Here is a 14,945-nt window from a genome sequence, read left to right on the forward strand (position 1 = left end):
CACCGCGCACTGGCCACCGCGCACTGCCCACTGCCCACTGCCCACTGCCCACTGCCCACTGCCCACTGCCCACCGTCTACCGCCCACCGCTCATCACCCTCCCCATCTCCTCCGCGCTCACCTCCAGATCCACCACGCCTCTCTCCTCCGGCCACCACACATCCAGCGTCGTCCCGGCCACCCATTCCTTCAGCTTCAGTCCGGCCATGTCCATCTGCGCCCGTGGATTTGGAAAACGAAAAGCCACATCCCGGTTATGGACACGGTGCAGAATTCCGTCCGCGAAATAATAGTTATAGTCCCCCTCACACGCCGTGCTCACCTCATGAATCCCTGACGAGTGCAGCAGCACCAGAAAATCCTCCTCCGGAAACGCTCCCGCCACTTTCATCCGCTCCTGCTCGCCCACCGGTGCCAGCAGCGGATACCTGCGGCGCAGCTTCGCCCAGAAATGCATCTCGCTGTCATAATTCAGCGCACTCATTTCAAAATCCAGCCGGCGTCCCGTGTCCAGCACCAGGCGTTTTTCCCCACGGATCGCCTCACTCAGCGGCATCGACATCACACGCGTCATTCGCTGCACCGCCAGCCGTAGTCGCCATGGCTTGGCCACATCGTTTCCCACCACCTTCTTCAGCGTCTCCACCCGCTCCGCATCCTCATTCCCATGCCACAGCGCTCCCGTGGAATAGTGCGGCACCAGCGCGCGCGTGTGCGCCATCGTCATCCAGTGCCTGCGATGATGCACCTTCCCCTGCTGCGCATCATCCATCCAGGTATAGTCTGAGAACGCCGTCTGCGGCGGCCACGCTTCACCCACCGGCGCAAAGGCCACCACAGACACCGCATGATCCGCCGGCAGCCCCGTCACATAAACTCCCGGCCACAGCTCCAGAGCCGCGACCTCCGGCCTTGTCCCGCAATGCAGCGCCAGCTTCGTCTCTGCGTAGCTTCGCTCAGGTTTCGCGCGCCAGTTCCAGTGCCCGAAATTCACCACCAGCACCGTCGCCAGTCCACCGACGACCAGCGTCAGCCACGCGCGCCGCGTCAGCGTCGTCTGCCACCATGCCAGCACCAGAGTTATGCTCAGCACACAGCCGGCCACCGCTAGCACGCAGCGCTCCGAATCATCCTTCCCCATCGAGTTCAGCTTCCACAGCAGCAGCGCCACCACCACGGCACTGCCTCCTCCCAGCATCCGGTTTTTCCGCGTCTCCCCGCTCCAGCTAGCCACCAGCGCAGCAAACGCACCCCACAGCACCGCAGGCAGCGCGCGCCCCGCCACGTCCGCCACCCACTCCACCACGCCATATCCATAGCCACGATCCTCCGGCCACGCGCACACCAGCCACGGCAGCAGCAGCGCCATCTTGAAAAAGATCACCTTCGCCAGCCACACCGCCCCGCGCCCCAGTGGCCTCGCATGCGCTCCCACATCCGCATTTCCCGGCGCATCCGCCCGCACCGATCTCACCACAATCATCAGCGCAAGCAGCCCCGGCAAATATCCGGGCATGGAAAGCGCCGTGGGATCGTCCTGCAGCGACTGCCAGCAGCCCGTCGCCAGCGCCACCAGCCACACCAGCACCATCAGCCACTGCGCACGCCACTCCAGCGTGAACTGATGCCACACACGAAAAGCAAAGGAAGGAGCACGCATCGGGTTCATGGTTGGTCAGGCAGCAGTTCCCAGATCATTTTCGCCGCGTCATAGCGGTAATCCTTCGCCGTATGCCGGCGCGCATCCTGGAGAAATTGCTTCAGCGTCTTCACATCCGGCTGTCCTTTCTCCGGCTGGCCAAAAATCGCGTTGTGCTGCAGCAGCAGCCCACGCGCATCTTCATCCTCCTTCAGCACCACGACGCGCAGCAGCCAGTCCAGCGCCTCCGGCAGGCCCAGTGCCACCGCCGAAAACAGCGGCCCCTCATGCGAGCGGTTCACCCCCATCGCCGGCGGCAGTTGCGCAAACGCCTCACGCGTCAGCCGCTCCGCTTCCTCCCGATATTTCACGTCAGGCTGTTTCATCAGCCAGCGCAGCTCACCACAGTCAAACGTCTTCGCAAAATCCGCCAGCACCTCCTCCGCGCTCCGCGGCTTCTCATCCATCAGCGGCCACAGCGGCTCATCCGAGCGCTTCCGGATCGCCTCCAGGTACGCCTCAAAGCTCCGGTCATAAGATGCCAGCCACAGCGTCTCCATCGTCCGCTTCGTCGTCTGCCCCGGCTTGTCCTGCACCGGCACCTCCCGCTCATATCTCGGCTCACCCGTTTTCTCAGACCGGGCGATCCCCGGGATGCCCGCCTGCAGCACCGCCTCACGCACCACCCCCTGCGTCAGCTCCGCGTTGTCATGCGCCAGCCCCGCGCGAAACACCTCCGGCGCCTTCAGCAAAAAGGGCGCCAGCAGCACATGCACCTCCCGTTCGCTCCCCGGCCATTTCAGCTCCCCATCATTCCCCCGTTCAGTCCTGCGGACAAACACCTGCGATGCCTGATACACCCCCGCCACATATCGCGCGATCTCTTCACGCCCAGCCTCTTCTCCCGGGCGTACCATCTCGCGCACCTGCTTCAGAAAACCCTCCCGCGGATTCCCCGCGTAAGTCGAAGGCTGGCTCTTCGGCCACTCATTCTCTTGGTGCACATACCCCTCCATCGTCACATCCTTCATCTCAAAGGCATGCTCAGAGCTGCCCACATACTCCGGCTTCAGCCACATCAGCTTCTGTTCGGCCAGATTCTCCGCCGTCACGCCCGTGCCAGGTCCCAGCACCCGCTGATACGTTTGCTGCTGGATCATCTGGCACCACCCCAGGTTCGCACCGCGCATCTGCTCATAACCAGAATGCACCACAAACTGCCACATCAGCCGGTTCTTCTCCGAAACGATGCAGGCATGCGGAGACAGCGGCAGCAGATCATTCCGCCATTCAAAGCTGCGCGCGGACATCCGGTACACCACAGTCACGCACCCGGTGCTCTTGTTTCCTTGACCGTCCATGTTGGGCCTCACCTCCAGCAGTTCTACCTTGAAATCAGGCGCCGCCAGTTTCGCCCCGGCACGGATCGGCATTTCGCCAAGGTTGCGCACCCGTGCCCACTCTGCCGTGAGGCCCAGCCTCGCATCCACCGGCACATCCAGCTTGGCCGGCTGGGGCAGCCAGGCTTGCAGGTTCTGCGTCTGTACGCTGACGTCCAGAGAGAACATCCCTGGCGGCCTTCCTCCCGGCAGCGCGGATGCCATGGGGTAGTACTGGCAGAGATAGGCCAGACCATAAAACGGCTTCCGCAGCATCTCCTCCTTCGGTGGCGCAGGCATCGCCCCTCCGTTCTGCATCAGGGTCTTTGAGCTCGCCCGCCACAACGGCACAAACTCATCCGGCACGCCCTCCAGCCGCGCATGCGCACGGAATAGAATGTATTTCCCGCCTCTCTTGTCGAGCTCCAGCTGAAATCTCCGGTCACGCTCGGGGATCACCACCTTGCCTCCCGCCGCCAGTTTTTGGATCAGTTTAGGATCGCTCGGCTTCTCATAGGCATTTGAAAACAGCGAGGAAGCCGCCACGCCCGCTTGCAGCACCGTCAGCAGCAGCAGCCCGCCCATTCGCGCCGGCATTCCCAGCGCCCTGCGCTGGTGCCACATCACCAGCAGCGGCACCAGCAGCCCCACCAGCCACGCCGCCTGCACATTTCGCCCAAACTCCATCGCCATCTGCGGCGGATGGTACTCCAGATGCAGCGCCTCAAAGACCTTCCCCGTCGCTCGGGACAGCGGCGACTCCGCAGACAAAATCACCAGCACGATCATCGCATACCGCTCCCATCCCCGCAGCAAAAGCGGGAGCGGCAGCACCCACAGCGTCATCGCTCCCGCTGCCCACGCTCGCTCCGCCATCCCCAGAGCCACATCTGAAAAAGGCCTCCCTTGCAGCAGTAAATACGCCGCGCTCTCCAGCATCAGCGGCAGCAGCACCAGCACCGTCCACACCAGCAGCCTCGCCATCCAATGGCTCATGCGGGAGAGCGGCCGCGTCTGCGCATAGCTCTGCCCGCTGCCCGCCCCCTCCTCCGGCGGCACGCTCAGCATGAACCACCACACCACCATCCACAGCAGCACCCGCATCAGGATGTCACTCGCAAAAGAGATGCCATCAGTCCCCCCAGGCACAAGCGCCCTCATCGGCAGCACCCACTCCATCTGCACTGCCAGATCCAGCAGCACCACCGCCAGCAGCACAAACCACCGCACCCGCAGGTAGCGGAACTCTTTGCCAAACTGATGCCACGTATGCCTCATGGTTTCTTCACCTCCGTTTTCTGTTCCGGCTCCGCCAGCACCTCCGCCATCTGCGCCGCCGTCAGTTCCATATCCACCGTTCCCCGCTCCTCCGCATACCACAATGTGGCATTCAGCCGGTTCACCCAGTCTTCATGCGTCGTCTTCAGCAGTTCATGCTGCACCACCGGCGTCCACAGCCGGACCTCAAAGCTCCGCGAGTAATCATCCTGCAAGGAGAGGCTCAGGTAGCGCTCCATGCCATATTGCTGCTGCCGCAGTCCGAGATCGAAAGCCTCATTCTCCTGCAGCATGGGATCTTCCAGCACGAGAAGAAAACCGTCCGCAAGCGTGCGTCCGCGCGCCTCCGCAGCCCGGTGATCGCGCGGTGGTAGCGCCAGCGGATGAAGGTAGTGCAGCCAGCCCTCGGATTGCCACGCGCCTGCCAGCGAGCTGAAGGGCATGAACTCCACTCGCAGCCCTTCGCGCACCGGAAATTCCGCGCCATGCGCCCAAAGTTCCCTGAAGGGCACGCTGCCCACGCGCTTCATCTCGTGCACCGCCAGCCGCAGTCTCCAGCGCTCTGGCATCGTTTGCGGATCCAGGTGAAGGGGCTTGAGCGCCTCATGGATTCTCGGCCTCCCATTGTAGAGACCATTGCCGTACAACCGGTGCCGCCACAGCGTGGTGGGCGCACTGTATTTGAGCAGCGCACGCAGATGATCCGGGTGCAACCATGTGTCATAGCCGCTGGAGTCCACCGTCAGATCAGAATAACTGCCCAGGGGTGGCCACTCCTTTTGACTTTCGCCTATCGGCGCTAGTTCGATCACACTGGCCACCTCATCCTTGCCCAGTCCGGTAATCCTCAGCGTGGGCCACAGGCTGCGTCCAGGCGCCTTTTCCGCCGGATCCGCCTTGCCCGTTTTCACGCCCAGATTCTTGCTGGCGTAACTCAGCGCCGGCGGCGTGATCCAGTCCACCTTCCACACCGCCGCAACAAACGGCGCCTGCAGCAGACTCAGCACCAGCAGTGCCGCCGCAGCCGCTCGACGCCGCGGCACGGTCACCATCCACCACGCAGTCATCACGCCCAGAAAGGCGATCCCGCCCGCAGCCATCCAGCCACATTCCTTCACTGCATCGGCAGCCGCATCGTGTTTGCCCGGCCCCCACAGGGCCACCAGGAAGATCTCTCCGCTCGCCATCCACAGCCCAGCCGCCAGCACCCCCAGCACCGCGATGGCGATCACCTGCCGTGAGCTGCTCGTGAGCGCCGTCAGAGCACTGGTGGTTCCCACCACCAGTCCCGCGCACAAAATCAAACCGCCGCCAAGCGCCAGCCAGCTCCCCGCGCCCAGTCGGAAGCCCGTCCAGCCCATGCTCTCCGCCAGCAGCAGCGGCAGGATCACACCACAGCACAGAAACGCCCCCTTCCCCAGCCACAGCGCACCCTGCCCCATCGGCCGTGTGAGCGTGGCGCAGTCTGTGTTCGATGGCGAGTCTCCGCGGATGCAAAGCCACGCCATCGCCGCTGGCGGCAGCTTCGTCATCAAAAGCGCAAACACGAAGAACACAGAGCCAAGGTCGCCATGGTTCCTAGCGCTGCCAAAGTACCGGTGCAGCACCACCCACGCGGTCCATGCCAGCACCCAGGCCCGATGTTGCCGCCACTCCGTGCGGAACTGATGCGCGACTCGAAAAGGCAGGGTGGCAGTCATGGTTTGCGGAGCCTCCAGGAACGTTGTTCAGGCAGGTACTCAAAATCAGACGCGTGCAGGTGCCGGTAGCGCGGCCACTGTTTCTCAACGTCCACTTCCGCATCCCACAGCTCGCTGCCGTCCGCCTTCAGCAGATGCACCGTGGGCATGCTCGAGTTGCGCGAAGGCACGTCTCCCCCCAGCCCCATCCAGCGCAGGCTCATCTCCAGCGCCTCGCTGCTTCCGTATTCGGCGGCGTATTTGTACTCATAGGCCGTCCAGTGGTTTCCATTTCGCAGAACAGGAATTTCCTGCGCGATGCTCTCCCGCGCCAGCGCCTCCAGCCGCGGACGCATCTCGGCAAATTTGTCCAGCCCTGCGTAACCGTTCAGGCTGTCCTTGTGCCTCAGTTCATCCATCAGCTTTTCCAGCGAGGCCTTGTCCCCCCATTTCAGCATCAGCACGTCGATGCCGCTCGGCAGCCTGGGCAGCGACAGCAGGCGCGGCTGCAGACGCCGTGCTTCCTCGCTCCACCCCTTGCGGACGATCGTGTCCGCCAGCACCGTGTTTTTCAGCGTCAGGTCAATGGCCATGTCTTTCTGAGCATCACCGAGATACTCGTTCAGCAGACTCCTCGGCGGGTAGTTGTTCCAGCCAGGCCAGAGTGATTCAGGCAGCGCCAGCATCAGCGGGAGATAGTGCTGCATCAGCGGGCGGAATGCCTCTCCCATGTCCTTTTGCGCGGCATGCTTGTTTTGCGCTCCCGTGATGGTCACGGTCGCCAGCAGATCATAAAGGTAGCGCCTTGCTTCTGCTTCAGAACTCTCCGCCGTCGGCGCTTTCAAGGTCGCCAGACGTTCTTGGAAGGCCTTCACCTCTCGCCCGCTATAGATCTCCTGTTTCCACAACCGGGGCGCTTCGTTGCGCGAAGGATGATCCGCCAGCCTGATGTCCGGAGACTTCCACGTCCACTCCGTCGTACCAAGAAACCGGCTGCGCAGCATCATCAGTCGGAGCTTCGTCACATCCACCCCGGCGTCTTCACCGTCCGCAAAGTTCAGCACATTGCGCCAGCCCAGATGCACCGCATGGCGGCTCCATCCTGCTTCATTGCCACGCATCAGCTGATGTTTTTGAAACACCGGCTCCAGCCACACCAGACGCCTTTCCGGGGAATAGAGCAGCATCGTCGTGCCGTTCATCGGCCCCGCTGGCTGATGTCGCGTGCTCACATGCAGTTCCACGCTCACACCACCCAGGCTCGCCGCACCGCTCTCATTTTGATTTTGATGCACCTGCAGGATTCTCACTTCATCCCCGTCGGACTCTCCCTGCGCACCGGCCTCCAGCGGCAGGTCCAGCGCGATCTCCCGCTGAAACCAGTCCACCTCATAATCCGTGGTTATCCGCAGCGTCTTCGCAGGATCAGGAAATGGTGGATCAAATTTGCCGAGGCACGTCGATTCGTCCACCAGCCTGCTCCAGTCTGAATATTCCAGACTGGCGGTGAAGAGTGTGCCTTTCGGAAATAAATCACGCAGGACTCTGTCCGGATTCATGAGAGTCTTCGAGAACGGCTGCAGATTGAAGCTTCGGCTGCGCAGCCAGTAGTCGGATGCGGCTCGGCTTGCTCGCTCACCTTGTGTCGTCACGCTGGATTGTGGACGCAGCACCACGGACACACGCGGATCCGCTGTTTGCGTCCGGATCGGCAGGTACAGCCGACGCTGCTGATCATCCGCAAAGCTAGTAAACTGCAGCCTGCCCAGATCGATGTTCACCTCCAGGCTGGGCGCCAGCTCATTCACCCGTTTCTGATTATGCGGCCTGTCCTCATCGTTCCACGGCCAGAACCGGCCCAGTATCAGGCACACCGTTGCAAGACCCATCATCACACCCACTCGCCTCCGGAATGTTCTCACGCAGCCGGACTGATGCCGCCATGCCATCCAAAACACTCCCGCTGCAAACATCATCTCCGCCACAGCCAGGCCCACATCGTTTGGACGGTAGATCACAGACGTGTACAACCACTTGAGCGCCGCAAATTCTGCCACCCGGTCCACCAGGAACAACCCGGCCGCAAGGCAGCCAAACGCCAGCCAAAATTCCCCGCGCCGCCACAGCGCCGTCATCGGCAGCACCCATGCCGTCAGCCCGATCGTCTTCATCCCCTTCCACAAAGCCCCTGTGCAAACCTCCCACGCGGGCCGGTGCGAGAGCAGCAGATAGATCGCATTTTGCAGCATCACCGGCACCACCACCAGCCCCAGCCACAGCGCGATGCGCGCCATCCAATACGAACGCATCGGCAGCGGTCGTGTGCTGATAAAACTGCGATCACTCCCCGGCTTGTCCTCCGGGGCCGATCCCATCAGGCTGAACCCAGCCAGCATCAGCAGCGTCGGGATATACGCCAGCCACCCCGGCACCTCCACCCCCACCCGCAGCGGCATCACCCATTCCAGATTCACCACTAGGTCCAGCCCCAGCAGCCCCAGAAACGCAAACCAGCGCAGCCGCAGATATTGAAACTCCTTGCGGAAGTGATGCACCATCAGGCTCATGATTTGTCCTCCTCCTCTTTCGTTTCCGCCAGCACCTGGGTCATCTGCTCCGGGCTGAGCTCCAGCTCCACGATGCCGCGGTCTTCCAGCTCGTAGAAGCTCGCCGTGCTGCGGGAGATCCAGTCCGCTCTCGTCTTGTGCAGCAGTCGGTACTGCGCGTCGGGCTTGGTGATCTGCACATGAAAGCCCGTGGCAGTGTCAATCTGCCATGCATAGCTGCGGTCATAATTCGGCGTGTTGCTCGGGTGGGACGGAGTGGCCAGCCTGAGGTCATGCACTCGGCGCTCCCGCAGTTCCGAGTCCTCCAGCACCAGCATCAAAGCAGGAGGCAGCGGACGGCCAGTCACCGTTCCACTGCTTTGATGCGTTCCCGCAGGAATCAAAGCGGAGCGATTCAGATGCAGCCGCCCACAGAGCATCCATGTTTCACCGCTGGTGAACCGGTCAGTGATGGTCTCACATTCCAGGCGAAGCCCTGGATGCAGCAGAAAGGTCTGCGGCTTCTCCCAGAGCTCTCGCAGCGGCACACTCGCGATGCGCTTCACACCATGGATCGCCAGACGCAGCCTCCATCTCTCCGTCTGCGGCAGTCTGCGGTCGAGCTGAAACTGTTTGAAGTCGCTGTCGATCCAGCGCCGGTCGTTGTTTTTGTCGTAGCTGCCTTGCAGCCAGAGCGTCGCCGCAGGAGCCTGCCTCATCAGCACTCGCACATGATCATTGTTCGCCCACACATCGCCGCCGCCCACCTTGAGCGGAGTATCGGTGTAAAAGACTTCGGAAGGCCACAGATGCCTGGGCTCCGACGGCTTGATCGGCGCCAGGGCAATGATGCTCGCCGCTTCATCATCCCGCAGGCCGCTGATTCTCAGCGTGGGCCAGATCGTTTGTTCCGGCGCTGTTTCATTCGGGCCTTTCAGTCCCGTGTGAAGCGTGAGCTCTCCGCCGTAGCGACGCTCCGGCAGTTGCAGCCAGTCGCAACCACGAAACCAGTCATGCTGCCGCATGGACGTGGTCAGCGGCTCCTGCATAAACGCACACAGCACCAGCATTAGCGCCCACCCACGTCGCCTCGGCACAAAACACAGCCACACACCCGCCCCGCACAAAATCAGCGCGAACACACTCGCGATGATCCCGCTGTTCATGCGCATGAACATCGCACTGTCGTACATGCTTTTCAGCCATGGCAGCCCGTGCCGCTCAAGACTTCGCACACCGAAGGTCATGACACCCACCAGCGCCAGCACGCCAAAGCCCAGCCCAAGCGCCTGCCCCCGCGTGCGGCTGCTCGCACTGATGACCACGGCCAGCACCAGAATGAACCCACCTGCAAGCAGCGCTCCCGCTGTCAGCGCCAGCCACTGTCCCCACCCATGCTCAAAACCACGCCACAGCACGCTTTCCGCCACCACGAAAGGCAGCAGTACCCCGAGCAGCAGAAACACAAATTTTCCCGTCAACACAGCCTCTCGCCCGATGGGCCGCGTGAGACTCGCTGTGTCCGGATTCGCCGGCGCATCCGCATGCACGCAGCGATGAATGAGGCTGATGCCGAGGCACGCCGTGATCCCTTCGACGAAGGGCGTCAGCATTTCATCATGCCGCCCCAGCACGCCGTCATGGCGCAGCCACAGCCGCAGCATGAGCCACAGGACCCAAAACAAAATCGTGAAACCATGATGCCTCACCTCGGTGCGGAGCTGATGCAAAACACGTCCGCTGAATGACAGGGCGTTGATCATGGCAAAGTCCTCCAGGCAAGTTGCTCCGGCACATACTCAAAGTTCGCGACCGCACGATGGCGGAAGAGTTTCGTGTTCGACTCAGGGTCCTCAAAGGACATCCCGATGCGTTTCTCCTGACCGTCACGCAGATGCGGCAGCGGCGCGTTGAAGCGGTCGGCCTCGCCATCCAGCGCGAGCTGACGCAGACACATCTCCATGGCCGCCACATTGCCAAAATCCGCCGCAGTGGCCAGCGGGCGTGCGGACTCCGACATCGCATTCGCGAACGGAATGGTGGCACGGAACTGCTCATCGGCCAGCGGGCGCAGCCGCGCAATCAGCTGGGCCGGACGCTTGCCGTCCTCGCCAATAAAATAATAGCTGTCCAGCCGGTAGGACATCGCTGTGACGATCCGGTCCATCGAGGCCTCATCTCCCCACGCGAGTAGCAGCGGGATGAAATCTTGGTCAAGATGCGTGCTGCGCATCAGGCGGTCATGCCAATAATCACGCGCGGCCTCCGCCCACCCCCGCTGCAGCACCACACGGATGAGATGAGGCGATTTCCCCAGACGCTGGATCACAGCATCGCGGTTCTCCTCGGTGAGGTACTTGATCAGCATTCGCTCTCCCACACTGTCCCTCCCCCAATTCCACAGATGCCGTGGCACATCGAGCAGCATGCCGAGGTGATGCTCAAACAAGGGCTTCAGCGCCGCCTCCTCGTCCTGCTCCTCCGCCTTGTTTTTTCCCGGCCAGTTACTTTGGATCGCCATCAGGACATCGTAGAGATAGCGCTGCACTTCCACCTCGCTGCTCTCCGCTGTCAGCGGCTTCAGGCTTGCAATGCGTTCACGAAAACTGTTTCGGTCACCGCTGCCGCGAATCATCCCAAGGCTGTTTCGATAATTCGACTCACTGAAGTGATCAAGCGGCACCAGCGGCGGCGCATCCCACGTCCAGGTGCTTTCGCCAAGATGCCGGCCACTGATCAGCACGAGACGCAGCTGTGCAGGATCGACCTTCGCGTCCTCGCCATCGGCATAATTTAAGATGTCCTGCCAGCTGAGGGTGATGGTCTGACGTTCCAGCCCCGTGCCGCCGCCTCTCACATCATGGAGCGTTTCCAATGCACCCACCCATGCCAGCCGACGCTGCGGCGAGTGCAGGATGAAAGCCGTCGCCAGTCCATGGTCCCAATGCCGCCGCGTGTTCAGCCGCAGTCGCAGACTGAAGGCTCCGCGCTTGGACACAAGTTCGTTCTTCTCCCCCATGATCTGATGCGGCAGCGCTTCCACCAGCGTCCATGTGACATCCGGCACCGAGGCCGTCGTCCCTGCCACACAGGCGGAGTCCAGCAGCTTCTCACGCTCCCACCAGTCAGCGCGAAAGCGCGCTTGCACCTTCACCGCTTGCTCAAGGTCAAAGGATGAACTGAGGCCCGCAAAAGCATTGCTGGTGGAATTGAGCACGCCGCTCCAGCGATCCTGCTTCTCCGACTGCTGCACGAACAAGGTCCGCTCAGGAAAAAACGCCGCGAGATTCGCGTCCACCCGATGGAGATTTCCACTCACTCGCGAAGGGTTGCTCCAAGGCACCCACCAATCATCGGTCACGGTAACCCCCTGCTGCACACGCGCACCTTTCGGTGTCAGCCCCACGTGAATGCCAGGTGCCGCAGGGTAAATGCGACTGCGCAGATACAAACTGCCGCTGCTCTCCGCCGAGCGCCCCCAGTCATGAAAGCTGACCTCTTCAAGATGGACCGAGGGATTAAATGCAGGCGCCAGCGCCGCCACACGCGCCGGATCACGATCCTCCATCGGTGCCGTCCGCATCGGCCAGTAAAGACACAACATCAGCCCACCCACAAACAGCAGCGCCATCGTACCAAGCCGCACCTGCGGCTTCAGCGGCCGTCGATGATGCACCCACGCCAGCAAAGTGAACGCGAGCGCCAATGTAAGCGTGGCAAAAATCCAGCTGCTCGGCGGCAGATCAAATCCCGGCGCATCCTCATCAATCAACCGCAGCAGAATCGGCAGCCCAAAAACACCCCCGATTGCGATGAGCAGTCCGACCCCACCCGTCAGCCATTTTTCCCGCTCCAAAGTCAGCGCCCGCACCGGCAGCATCCAGAGCCCCAGGCCAATGATGAAAAACGCCCGCTCACCCATCCCACGTAGCACATCCGCCATCGGTCGTGCCGACAACCACAAATACAACCCGTTCTGCACCGCCGCCGGCACCACGATCAGCACCAGCCCCGTCAACAAGGCCGCCAGCCAGTAGCTCCGCCGCGAAAGCGGCCTCGTCCCAATAAAGCGAAGATCATTGCCAGGCCTGTCTTCCGGACAACCCTCCACCAGGCTCAGTGCCGCCAAAGCCGTCACCATGGGGACAAAGAAGATCCACGACGGCATTTCCTCTCCCCATTGCGGCGCAAACACCCACTCCAGATTCACCGCCAGGTCAAACCCCAGCAGTGCCAGAAACGCAAACCAGCGCAGCCGCAGGTAGCGAAACTCTTTGCAGAAGTGATGCAGCGTCATGGACAGCAAGAATGAATGAGTTCAAATTCTCTGGCCTCGCGCCCGCAGTGCGGCGCCCGTCTTAGAAATGGCGGTTGGCAGACCCTCGCCAGCCGGTTAGACTCCCGCCATGAATGCACTCGGGAATTCAGCGCTTCCAGCCTTGTCACAGGACGAGAGGTATGCCGCCATGGTCGAGAAACTGAAGCGGCTCGGGGTTCACGTGGCCCCTCGAACCGCATGGAAGCAGTCTTTCGGCAGCATGGAAGGCAGCGAACATTTTGATGAGGCCGTCCGTCTCGGCGCGGAATGGCGTGATCGGGTGAACCGTGGCGAGTCCTAAACCCTGAATGTTCCTCCTCGACACCAATCACTATTCCGAATTCGTTCGGAAGAGTGCTGCGGGCCTTCGATTGAGAGATCGAATGGAACTGTCTAACGTGGACGATTTTTTTCTCACCATCATCACACCTCAGGAAGTCCTGAGAGGCTGGCTCGCTGAAATTCAACCGCATCGGCAGTTGGATCGGGGTGTGAGTTCTTACGCCCAGTTTCAGGAGAGCCTGGCCGACTTGCAGCGCTGGACCTGCCTTCCCTGGAGCACCGACTCTGCCGACATCTTTGACAGCTTGAAAACCTCCAGAATCAATATCGGCACCCTCGACATGCGCATCGCATGCATTGCTCTCGAATACGGCGCCACGATCCTCACCCGAAACCTCGTCGATTTCGTGAAGGTTCCCGGCCTTCGGGTTGAGAACTGGTTGGATTGAGCGCATAATTCATTTCCCTTCCAGTCGGTAAGCCCTCGCCAGCGCCACAAAGATCTCCCGCAGGCTCATTGCCCGCACCTCATGATGTGCCGCCCCTGGCATCGCCTCACGCAGCGCCGCAGCAAATGCCTCCTCATTCCCAAACCGGCTCGCCGTAAACCTCAGCGTTCGCCCTGCCTGCTCCGCATGCAGCCAGTCATTCGGCAGATTCACCGGCGCCCTGCCATCATCGGGTAGCACCACCTCCACCGCACGAAATCGCGCCTGCAAGCTGTCGCTCGTTTCATTCAGCGCCAGCTTGCCACGATTGATGATCGCCACCCGGTCCGCCAGCCGCTGCACTTCTTCAATGTCATGCGACGACACAAACACCGTCCACCCCTCCTGCTCCGTCAGCTCCAGCAGGCCACGGATAAACTCATCCCGCACCAGCGGATCCAGTCCGCTGAACGGCTCATCCAGCACCACCAGCTTCGGCCGGTACGCCAGGCTGCTCAGCAGCGCCGCCTTCATCCGCATCCCACGTGAGAGATCCTTCAGCTTCGTCCCCGTCGGCAGATCAAACTGCTTCATGAGCTGCTTCTCAAACCCCGCGTCCCAGTTCGGATACAGCGGCCGGCAGTAATCCATGAACTGCTTCACCGTCATCCACAGCGGCAGCTCCATGTTTTCAGACACATAACCAATCTGCGTAAACTGCGCCGGACCCAGCTTCCGCGAATCCCCGCCCAGTACCGTAATCGTCCCGCTGTCCGGCCTGTGCAAATTCAGCAGACACTTGATCGTCGTGCTCTTCCCAGCGCCATTCGGCCCCAGAAACGCCGTCACTTGCCCCTCCGGCACCTCCAGGCTCAAACCGGCCACAGCTTCAGTTTTACGAAATCGTTTATGCAGATCGTTGATCGTGATCATAGGCTTTTGAGATGTTTGATGACTTGTTCGAGTGTGAGATTGAGATCAGCAGCCTCCTTCAGCAGCGCCCGGCACTCCGGCGTGATCTGCTCCAGCCGCTCCTTCAGATCAGGCTGATCCGGCACCGTCACGACCATCCCGATCCCAGGTCGTGAATTCAGCCAGCCCGCATCTTTCAGCAGCAGCACCACCTTGTGCGCCGTCGTCGGGCTGATGCGCAGCTCCTGGCTCAGCGTCCGCACACTCGGAAACGCATCCCCCGCCCTCATCTGCCCCGTCAGCAACGCCTTGCGCACAGCCCCAAGAATCTGGTCAGAGACCGGACTCCCATCTTGAAGCTGGATCGAAAACGGCAGCATGCGCTCAGGTGTTCTTACTGTAACAGCACAACTGTTACACTAGCAACCGAAATTTGCACTTGAGGTTTTTAGCCGCCCATCCAAACGATCACTTGCCGCTCAGA

10 protein-coding genes are annotated in these 14,945 nt (G+C 61.5%); 2 read left to right on the forward strand and 8 right to left on the reverse strand.

What is annotated here, in order from left to right:
• Positions 1 to 76: 76 nt before the first annotated feature.
• Genes ACILSR_RS20515 through ACILSR_RS20540 form a run of 6 tightly spaced genes read right to left on the reverse strand, consistent with a single transcriptional unit; the run spans position 77 to position 12,818 of the window.
• Positions 77 to 1,669 (reverse strand): hypothetical protein, encoded by a 1,593-nt coding sequence (locus ACILSR_RS20515; protein ID WP_395751659.1) that lies wholly within the window; start codon positions 1,667 to 1,669, stop codon positions 77 to 79.
• The gene (locus ACILSR_RS20520) at positions 1,666 to 4,296 is read right to left on the reverse strand and encodes a hypothetical protein (RefSeq protein ID WP_395751660.1); all 2,631 of its coding nucleotides are present in this window, start codon (positions 4,294 to 4,296) and stop codon (positions 1,666 to 1,668) included. The genes ACILSR_RS20515 and ACILSR_RS20520 overlap by 4 nt, the downstream gene beginning before the upstream one ends.
• Positions 4,293 to 5,996: a hypothetical protein gene (locus ACILSR_RS20525; protein WP_395751661.1), complete on the reverse strand. Its 1,704-nt coding sequence runs from the start codon at positions 5,994 to 5,996 to the stop codon at positions 4,293 to 4,295. The genes ACILSR_RS20520 and ACILSR_RS20525 overlap by 4 nt, the downstream gene beginning before the upstream one ends.
• Positions 5,993 to 8,542 carry a hypothetical protein gene (locus tag ACILSR_RS20530; RefSeq protein WP_395751662.1) on the reverse strand — a complete coding sequence of 850 codons (2,550 nt, stop codon included), beginning with the start codon at positions 8,540 to 8,542 and terminating at the stop codon, positions 5,993 to 5,995. Before ACILSR_RS20530 ends, ACILSR_RS20525 begins: the two co-directional genes overlap by 4 nt.
• Positions 8,539 to 10,284, reverse strand: coding sequence for a hypothetical protein (locus tag ACILSR_RS20535; protein ID WP_395751663.1), 1,746 nt, complete (start codon positions 10,282 to 10,284; stop codon positions 8,539 to 8,541). Before ACILSR_RS20535 ends, ACILSR_RS20530 begins: the two co-directional genes overlap by 4 nt.
• Positions 10,281 to 12,818, reverse strand: a complete 2,538-nt coding sequence (locus ACILSR_RS20540; protein WP_395751664.1) for a hypothetical protein — start codon at positions 12,816 to 12,818, stop codon at positions 10,281 to 10,283. Before ACILSR_RS20540 ends, ACILSR_RS20535 begins: the two co-directional genes overlap by 4 nt.
• Before the next feature lie 109 nt (positions 12,819 to 12,927).
• Here ACILSR_RS20540 and ACILSR_RS20545 point away from each other — a divergent pair, with 109 nt between their 5' ends.
• Positions 12,928 to 13,140: a hypothetical protein gene (locus ACILSR_RS20545; protein ID WP_395751665.1), complete on the forward strand. Its 213-nt coding sequence runs from the start codon at positions 12,928 to 12,930 to the stop codon at positions 13,138 to 13,140.
• Between the two features lie 7 nt (positions 13,141 to 13,147).
• Positions 13,148 to 13,570, forward strand: coding sequence for a type II toxin-antitoxin system VapC family toxin (locus ACILSR_RS20550; RefSeq protein WP_395751666.1), 423 nt, complete (start codon positions 13,148 to 13,150; stop codon positions 13,568 to 13,570).
• 9 nt (positions 13,571 to 13,579) lie between these two features.
• On the opposite strand, the gene ACILSR_RS20555 is transcribed toward ACILSR_RS20550, so the two are convergent.
• The gene (locus ACILSR_RS20555; RefSeq protein ID WP_395751667.1) at positions 13,580 to 14,482 is read right to left on the reverse strand and encodes an ABC transporter ATP-binding protein; all 903 of its coding nucleotides are present in this window, start codon (positions 14,480 to 14,482) and stop codon (positions 13,580 to 13,582) included.
• Positions 14,479 to 14,841 carry a GntR family transcriptional regulator gene (locus ACILSR_RS20560; RefSeq protein WP_395751668.1) on the reverse strand — a complete coding sequence of 121 codons (363 nt, stop codon included), beginning with the start codon at positions 14,839 to 14,841 and terminating at the stop codon, positions 14,479 to 14,481. The genes ACILSR_RS20555 and ACILSR_RS20560 overlap by 4 nt, the downstream gene beginning before the upstream one ends.
• Between the last annotated feature and the right edge of the window lie 104 nt (positions 14,842 to 14,945).

Source organism: Prosthecobacter sp. (assembly GCF_044222565.1).
Lineage (GTDB): Bacteria > Verrucomicrobiota > Verrucomicrobiia > Verrucomicrobiales > Verrucomicrobiaceae > Prosthecobacter.

What these genes read in the sequence shown, in the direction of transcription:
- ACILSR_RS20520 (WP_395751660.1), bottom strand. Translation starts at nt 4,296, where the DNA reads ATGAGGCATACGTGGCATCAGTTTGGCAAAGAGTTCCGCTACCTGCGG.
- ACILSR_RS20530 (WP_395751662.1), bottom strand. Translation starts at nt 8,542, where the DNA reads ATGAGCCTGATGGTGCATCACTTCCGCAAGGAGTTTCAATATCTGCGG.
- ACILSR_RS20545 (WP_395751665.1), top strand. Translation starts at nt 12,928, where the DNA reads ATGAATGCACTCGGGAATTCAGCGCTTCCAGCCTTGTCACAGGACGAG.
- ACILSR_RS20535 (WP_395751663.1), bottom strand. Translation starts at nt 10,284, where the DNA reads ATGATCAACGCCCTGTCATTCAGCGGACGTGTTTTGCATCAGCTCCGC.
- ACILSR_RS20525 (WP_395751661.1), bottom strand. Translation starts at nt 5,996, where the DNA reads ATGACTGCCACCCTGCCTTTTCGAGTCGCGCATCAGTTCCGCACGGAG.
- ACILSR_RS20550 (WP_395751666.1), top strand. Translation starts at nt 13,148, where the DNA reads ATGTTCCTCCTCGACACCAATCACTATTCCGAATTCGTTCGGAAGAGT.
- ACILSR_RS20555 (WP_395751667.1), bottom strand. Translation starts at nt 14,482, where the DNA reads ATGATCACGATCAACGATCTGCATAAACGATTTCGTAAAACTGAAGCT.
- ACILSR_RS20515 (WP_395751659.1), bottom strand. Translation starts at nt 1,669, where the DNA reads ATGAACCCGATGCGTGCTCCTTCCTTTGCTTTTCGTGTGTGGCATCAG.
- ACILSR_RS20560 (WP_395751668.1), bottom strand. Translation starts at nt 14,841, where the DNA reads ATGCTGCCGTTTTCGATCCAGCTTCAAGATGGGAGTCCGGTCTCTGAC.
- ACILSR_RS20540 (WP_395751664.1), bottom strand. Translation starts at nt 12,818, where the DNA reads ATGACGCTGCATCACTTCTGCAAAGAGTTTCGCTACCTGCGGCTGCGC.